General features: G+C 37.6%; 7 protein-coding genes. 1 reads left to right on the top strand and 6 read right to left on the bottom strand.

Features of this window, described 5'->3' with window-relative positions:
* Positions 1-327, top strand: a 327-nt coding sequence (locus tag WMO38_RS11600) for a hypothetical protein (protein WP_498072067.1), incomplete at its 5' end; no start/stop codon positions are given.
* 330 nt (positions 328-657) lie between these two features.
* Here the strand turns inward: WMO38_RS11600 and WMO38_RS11595 are convergent.
* From WMO38_RS11595 to WMO38_RS11570, 6 genes are all read right to left on the bottom strand, one after another.
* Complete coding sequence (locus WMO38_RS11595; protein WP_021865143.1) at positions 658-975, bottom strand: leucine-rich repeat domain-containing protein; 318 nt, start codon at positions 973-975, stop codon at positions 658-660.
* 21 nt (positions 976-996) lie between these two features.
* Complete coding sequence (locus WMO38_RS11590; protein ID WP_349162813.1) at positions 997-1,962, bottom strand: lytic transglycosylase domain-containing protein; 966 nt, start codon at positions 1,960-1,962, stop codon at positions 997-999.
* Entirely contained in the window at positions 1,959-2,396 is a 438-nt protein-coding gene (locus WMO38_RS11585; RefSeq protein WP_021865145.1) for an NUDIX hydrolase, read from the bottom strand. Before WMO38_RS11585 ends, WMO38_RS11590 begins: the two co-directional genes overlap by 4 nt.
* Positions 2,397-2,515: 119 nt before the next feature.
* Positions 2,516-4,000 (bottom strand): peptidoglycan D,D-transpeptidase FtsI family protein, encoded by a 1,485-nt coding sequence (locus tag WMO38_RS11580; protein WP_021865146.1) that lies wholly within the window; start codon positions 3,998-4,000, stop codon positions 2,516-2,518.
* The gene (locus WMO38_RS11575; protein ID WP_186836081.1) at positions 3,948-5,309 is read right to left on the bottom strand and encodes an FtsW/RodA/SpoVE family cell cycle protein; all 1,362 of its coding nucleotides are present in this window, start codon (positions 5,307-5,309) and stop codon (positions 3,948-3,950) included. The genes WMO38_RS11580 and WMO38_RS11575 overlap by 53 nt, the downstream gene beginning before the upstream one ends.
* Positions 5,309-7,687: a peptidase U32 family protein gene (locus WMO38_RS11570; RefSeq protein WP_349162810.1), complete on the bottom strand. Its 2,379-nt coding sequence runs from the start codon at positions 7,685-7,687 to the stop codon at positions 5,309-5,311. The genes WMO38_RS11575 and WMO38_RS11570 overlap by 1 nt, the downstream gene beginning before the upstream one ends.
* Positions 7,688-7,689: the final 2 nt, after the last annotated feature.

The raw sequence follows: 7,689 nt of genomic DNA, 5'->3' as shown, positions 1-7,689 counted from the left end.
GTAAAACACGAATTAAAAACTACCAGGAAGGAAGTTACAGCAGCCAGACAGGAATTAAAAATCACCAAGCAGGAAGTGGATGCCGCCAAGCAGGAAGTTAATGCCGCTAAACAGGAAGTGGATGCTGCTAAACACGAAGTGGATGCTGCTAAACAGGAAGTGGATGCTGCCAAACAGGAAGTGGATGCCGCTAAACAGGAAGCAAAGGCTGCTAAACAAGAAGCAAAGGCTGCTAAACAGGAAGCTGAAAATGCAAAGACTCAATCCGATGCTAAAATAGCTGAACTTGAAGCCATAATTAAAGAGCTTCGTAAAAATCTTAAATAAAGACCTTGCATGACAATGCACTTTACTTAATAACATCAACAGCCCGGGCATATCTTAATTGATAATATCCGGGCTGGTTTAATATTATATTTATAAAATAATTATTAGATAAGCAATGAACATTACTACTTGCTCCATCATGTAGTTCTTTGCTTTTTCTGTTGATTCTGCATAATTTTCAAGATTCAAATAATATTGAATTGTTAACATATCATGCATAGTATAAATCAACTTTATAACATGCAAATGATGTAATTCTTAAAACACCGCAATACAGCCCATGCCATATTGCGGTGTACCCTCTCCGAACAATGCCGGAAACCATAATTTTTAAAGATTATAACACCCCTTAAATGCACTTGCATCCACCTTAACTGATGCTGTGTCATAATCAATTTTTTTGAGACTGATACAGTCTATGAAAGCTTCTGAATCAATCTTTTGAAGCGACTTTGGACAAACCACTTCTTCAAGATGTATACAATTTTCAAATGCATTGTTGCCAATCTCTTTTACACCTTCCGGAAGAACAACTTTGACAATATCTGTACGCTCTGAAAAAACATCTTCTGATATGTACGAGAAGTCTGACATATCAATCTCTTTCATTGTTTTGTTGTAAAGGTATACTTTGATTCTTTCCTTCATACTCCCCACCCCGCATATTCTTTATTGTTCTAATAATTTTGCTATCAGCGGACTTACTGCTGATGCCTGTGCTTCGTAGAAGCTCTGTGGACTGTTTTTCATTATACTTTGAAATGCCTGTGACATTGCCGGCATGACCACACTGTTTAACTGTAATTCATCAAAATGCTTTAAATAAGGAACTGATGTTGATGAAACTGAATTGCTGCTGTCAGCTGACTGGATTTTTGAATCAGTGCTGTTTCCCTGTCCGTTAATTTTTTCAAGAAGTTCTGTAATTGTATTCTGAAAATATTCATAATCTTCATAACTAAAAAGTTCACTGCTCATATATGAATTCAGCTTACTGCCGCTGCCTGAACCGATTGAATGCACCTCTGTATTAACTGAAAGACCAGGATAATATGTACTTCCTGCATTTCCTGTGCTTACATATGCATGGCTCAAATCTGTTGCCTGCATTGAATCGGTTGTCCATGAATCGTTGCTCAACGCACCGTCTAATATGTCATTAATCTTATTTATGTAATTAACCGTCTCATCATATGGAGGAACACCACCATACTTCTGAACTGCACCACATCCGGCATTGTAGCCTGCAAGTGCAAGTGAAACATTACCATTATAATCATCTAAAAGCCATGACAAAAGCTTGGCACCTCCGGTTATGCTCTGCCTTGCATCATATGGGTCTTCCACTCCATATGATTCTGCCGTTGATGGCATAAGCTGCATTATTCCCATTGCACCGCATGATGATGTGGCATTGACATCAAAACCTGATTCTGCCTGTGCTACAGCTTTTAAAAGATTAACATTAACTCCATATTCCTGTGAAACATCTTCAAAAATCTCATCGAGTGTCTCATCGCCGCATGAACGGTTATATACATTATCAAATGATGTAGCCTGACCTGTCTTATCTGCCGGACCCTGTACAAGATATTGATTACCATCTAGTATTGTAACCGGTTGAATTACATTCATTCCCATCTTCCCTGCCTTCTAATATTAATATATTCATTATAAGCCTTTTCAAGTATCTGTCTTTCATTTGCAAATCGTAACAGATGAAATGCCTCATGGTACTTATAATACCCGGAATCTTCAAAAAACTCTTCTCTCTGCGGTTTGCTGTAAAAGCTGTCCGCAGCACAAAGATACCAATGAACAGTCTTTTTTATCGTATCTGACACCGTATTAAACGTATATTGTGTGTCGCCTATATACTTAACTATCTTAACGGATGCACCGCTCTCCTCCAATACTTCCCTTACCGCAGTATCCTGTGGTTCTTCTCCCGGTTCTACCGTTCCTTTCGGAAGAACCCAGCCTTCATATCTGTTCTTGTAATTCTTGTACAATACAAGAATCTTGCCTCTGAAAATAACCACGCCACCACAGCTTGTTGCTTCAGCCATTGCAATTCCTCCTGTGATATATGTTAATTATACAACTAAAGAATCACAATATCAACCAATGAATCAGTATTCTTCTTATTTAAAATACAAAATCAGTATTTTCAATCAATATTTTTCAATCAATATTCATCAAAAAATGCATCCAGAAGTGCTTTTGTTACCTGCTGTGCACCAGGCACGCCTGTATATCCTCCTTCAAGTATAACGCAGAAAGAAATCTGCGGATTTTCATATGGTGCATAACCGATAAACCATGAATGTACCCTGTCGCTGTTATCAAACTGTGCCGTTCCTGTTTTTCCGGCAACTGTATATGATGTATATGTAAATGCGTAACCTGTACCCTCAGTCACAACCGCACGACAGAATTCTCCAATTGTATCAGCCTCAGACGGCGTACATACAACAGACTTCTGTTTTGGTGTTGTCGTACTCACAACATCGCCAGAACGCGTCTGGACTTTTTCAACAAAATACGGCTGCATCATAACACCTCTGTTTGCAATTGCAGAGATAATCATAAGATTGTGCATAGGTGAAACCATTGTTTTACCCTGACCGATACCAGTCTCCTGAATCTCACTTACCCCTGAATTTTCGTCAAGTGTAAAGCTGCTGACGCTCGACTCTATTCCGATATCAAGATTTTTGTTATAATAAAAATCTTCGCAGAGCTGTCTGTATTTTGAAAGATTCAGCCTGAATCCTATTGTTGAAAATACACCGTTACACGAATTGGCAAATCCCAGTTTTAAATCCTGATGTCCATGGACAGAACCATTATAACATGGAATTGTTGTTCCTCCGTTGACATAGGCACTTCCTGTACAGTCAAAAGAATAATTTTCATAATCAGGATATTCCCTTACATATTCAAGAGCAGTAAGTACCTTAAACGTAGAACCCGGCGAATAAAGTCCCTGTGTTGCCCTGTTAAGAAGCACAGAATCAGAGCTGTCATAGCCAAGCCACTCACTGTACATTTCAGGTGCTTCATTCGGGTCATAATCCGGCTTTGAAACCATTGCGAGAACCCTTCCTGTCGAAGGTTCCATTGCAACTACTGCACCTTTATTACTTCCCAGTGCCTTATATGCAGCCTCCTGAAGCTTTGGAACAAGCGTTGTAACAACATCATATCCAACTGATTTCTCACCGCTCAGATCATCTGAGAGCTGATTAATTATATTACCTGATGTGGACAATAATTCATAATTGGCAACACCTTCAACACCTGTTTTTGCAGAAGCCAGTCCTACAACATGGCAGAACACTTCGGAAAACGGGTAAACTCTCGTCTCATTTCCATCCTCATCAATATCTGTTTCTGCAAGAATCTGTCCGTCAGCTGCAAGAATGTTACCTCTGACGACCTTATTTTCAAGATTATCGATTCGCTTATTATAAGGATTATTTACAATTGTAGAAGCCTCAAAGACATTAAAATATACAAGATAACTTGCCATCATGAGAAATAATGCAACGAAAATAAATGATATTACATTAGTTTCACGATTTCTAAGCCCCTGCTTTTTTTTATCAACTATATCATTAGGCTTTGTGTTTTTCTTTTTTAAGTTTCGTGTTTTTACCTGCTGATTCATTCTTAATTTCAACCTCGTCCTGTCTCATATTATACATTCCGTTAATCAATGCAAACATTATAAGTGAACTTACAATAGAACTTCCGCCGTAACTTACAAAAGGAAGCGTAACACCTGTCATAGGTATCATCTTCATAGCACCTCCAACCGTAAGAAACACCTGAAATCCATATGTAACACCAAGTCCTACCGCCACAAGCCTGTAAAACAGTGTTTTACATCTTGAAGCAATATTCATCATCAGTATAAGATTATTAAGACATATAAGCAGCAATGCAACTGCAAATATAGCACCGAACTCCTCTGTTATTGCCGAAAACATAAAATCCTTTTCAGCAACAGGAATTTTATCCGGAAGTCCCTGTGCAAGTCCACTTCCAAACCACGACCCCATACCTATCGCAAATAATGACTGGCATATCTGGTAACCTGTTGAATCTATTGTGCTCCAAGGATCTTTCCAAATAAGGACACGCTGTCTTACATGGTTGAAAATCTTATATGCACCAGCTGCAGCAACACTTCCGGCAGCAAATCCTATTCCGACATAGCTAAGTTTCCTTGTCGCAATAAAGAGCATCATAAGATAAACAACGAAAAATATAAGTGCAGCACCCAGATCTTTTGATATTACAAGTATAATAACGTGAATTGCCGCTATAACAGTAACTTTTACTGTCTGTTCAAATGACGTAGATTTATTAAACATTGAAGCAACAAACATCACAAACAGAATTTTAACAAATTCTCCAGGCTGTACAGAAACAGGCCCCAGTGTAAGCACAAGATTAGCGCCGAATACTTCCGTGCAGAAAAGCACAGCAAGCAGGAGTGTAATACCTGTTATGCAGTAAATCCAGCCCATATTTCTAAAACTCTTTACTCTTTTTAACAACGCCGGTATAAAAAAAGTAATAATAGTTCCACCGGCTGCAATCAGAAACTGCTTCACACATTTATCATAATCAAGACGACAAATCATTATAAATCCAACCGCCATAAGCATACACATATTATTTACAAGCAGACGCGAAGCTTTTGGGTATAAAACGTCATACACAAATATCGTGACAAAAAGATATATAAACTGTGCGAAATATAATATAAGATATTTTATATCTTCATTATTAAGCTGATAAAGTATCAAAAAGCCCAATAAATGTATCATAAACATTATTACATTCTGAAATGCGTATGTAAACTTTCGTTTCTCTTCTTTCATAACGGCACCACGATATGCCGCTGCCGCATAAAAGCAGAGCAAAAATGCAAATATATACTTTGATACTTCTATAAACACTAACTGCATTATTCCACTCCTACAGCATAATGACCTGTCCATGCAGTTTCATCATGCATATTATCATAATCCTTTCTGATATAATCAGGATTAATCTCTTCTAAAAGACTGCTGTCATAGCCGACATCAATTCTTTTTGCACTATACATAACACTATGGCAGAAAGAACATACGCTTTCAACCATATATGTTCCGCTTCGTTTATTATTAAGATAAATAATTCCGTTATTATGATCACACAATCCGTAAGTTTTTCTTACGCACTGCTTTGAAATCATAACAGGCACAAATCCTTCTGCAACAAATTCTGTCGGAACACCATAATTTACCATATTCATCTCTTTATAATTAAGCTCATATGGCAGTGTTATTCTTGTCAGTTCACAACCACATACTGATATTATGTCACGAAGCTGCAATACCGAAAAACTATTCCAGCAATACAATCCGGCATCTGTGACAATCTTTGGAACAAATCCTGTCTTTTGTCCTAGATTTCCAAGGCACCCAATTTCTTCAAGATTTCTCACAAGGAACATCTCTATATTACATGAACGGATGTTTTCAATCAATGAGCCAAAAATCCTGTTTTGCGACTGTGTTATTATATATGGAAGTGCAGCTGTAACATTCTGTGAATCTGCAAGTTCTTTAATATTTTTCCTGCATTCATCATCATCAAACAACTTAAAATCAGCATACACATTATCATTATTCAGCCCTGATAAAATATATGACTTTAATTGTCCTTTGGTTTTCAAATAAACCGAGGTCCTGTATTTTCCATCATATATACTATCATTGACTGTTCCAGATATATCTTTTGATGATGCTTTACATACATTATATACCGATTCATCCACAGTCTGTCTTCTGTATTTATCAAGAATTGTTTCTGTGAGCTTTTCTATTCCTTTTCTTCGTAAATCGTTAAGAATACTTACAGGAACAAATACATTTGTGCCGATATCTGCTGTAATCTTTCCGGCTGTAAAGTCTGTATTTCCAAGCTTTGAAAGATTCTTTATACAGCTTTCAACCGTAGCCGGCTGTTTTCCGGCAATCTCAGCAGATGCACCAAAAACGCTTACCTTTGTATTACATGCTTCAAGTTCAAGCTTCATCGGCTTGCCACATTCTGCCGTAAAAAGCATATTTACTGGCTTCTTTAGAGTGCCGGCCTGCGAAGCATATTTTTCAGCAATTTCTTTTGTGACAGAACCGTTTTTCATCCTGTAAATGATTCTGTCTTTATATAAAGGAAGTTTTCTTGACAAATTAACAGTAAATGTACTTCCCTTTTTGTATGAATCACCACTTGTATATGCATTATCAGAATCAATTTCAAACACATCCTGCGGATTAATGTCAGTGAGTGCCTTAAAAAGAATTCTTCCGTTATCATTTTTTACAACCTGGAGTGCTTTCACTCCCATGTGATTCGGTCGTGACAGCGACATCATGTTCTTTCCTTTTTCACTATTGTAGTATCCACTTGTAAATGAACCCCTGTTAAATATATCAAGAAGCATATTCTTATCTTCCTGCGATACGTGATATCCTTTTCGTCCATTTTCAAGATACATGTCTGTATATTTTCTGTAAATTGATGTGACACCGGCTGCATATGTAACATTTTTCATTCTGCCTTCAATTTTCATTGAATATACTCCCGCATCAATTATATCAGGAAGAATATCTAGTGCACACATGTCTTTTGGACTTAAAGGATATGATGACTTTGAATCATTTATCACTTTATCATTATTAACAACCGAATAATCAAGACGGCAAGCCTGTGCACATCTTCCTCTGTTGCCACTTCTTGTTCCATTCATACTGCTTAACAGGCACTGTCCTGAATAGCAGTAACACAAAGCCCCATGCACAAAACTTTCTATTTCTATATCACATTTTTCATGAATCTGTCTTATTTCATCAAGCGTAAGCTCCCTCGCCGTAACAATACGCATTGCACCCATCTCTTTTAAAATGGATGCACCTTTTTCTCCCGTAATTGTCATCTGCGTACTTGCATGCATGTGCATATCAGGGAATGCACTGTGAAGTATCTTAAACACACCCATATCCTGAACTATACATGCGTCAAGTCCTGCCTCATAAAATGGTGCAATATAATCGACAAGCTCATGCGTACACTCATTTTCCTTCAAAAGAGTATTTACAGTAAGATAAATCTTCTTGTCACGCAAGTGAGCATAATCTAACGCTCTTATCATCTCTTCTTTGTTAAGATTGCCTGCATATGCCCTCGCACCAAACATGTCACCGCCAAGATAAACCGCATCAGCTCCGGCATTTATCACGGCTTTCATAATATCATATGAACCCGCCGGTGCAAGCACTTCTACATTGTGATTCTTCAACT

It is taken from the genome of Lachnospira hominis (ex Hitch et al. 2025) (genome assembly GCF_040096395.1).
Classification (GTDB): domain Bacteria; phylum Bacillota; class Clostridia; order Lachnospirales; family Lachnospiraceae; genus Lachnospira; species Lachnospira hominis.
The sequence above is the reverse complement of the archived record's forward strand: the minus strand, read 5'-3'. Positions and strand labels throughout refer to the sequence as shown.

Bases quoted from the DNA above. Each gene is read 5' to 3' on its own strand.
- WMO38_RS11595 (WP_021865143.1), bottom strand. From the start codon at position 975: ATGAAGGAAAGAATCAAAGTATACCTTTACAACAAAACAATGAAAGAG.
- WMO38_RS11590 (WP_349162813.1), bottom strand. From the start codon at position 1,962: ATGAATGTAATTCAACCGGTTACAATACTAGATGGTAATCAATATCTT.
- WMO38_RS11585 (WP_021865145.1), bottom strand. From the start codon at position 2,396: ATGGCTGAAGCAACAAGCTGTGGTGGCGTGGTTATTTTCAGAGGCAAG.
- WMO38_RS11580 (WP_021865146.1), bottom strand. From the start codon at position 4,000: ATGAATCAGCAGGTAAAAACACGAAACTTAAAAAAGAAAAACACAAAG.
- WMO38_RS11575 (WP_186836081.1), bottom strand. From the start codon at position 5,309: ATGCAGTTAGTGTTTATAGAAGTATCAAAGTATATATTTGCATTTTTG.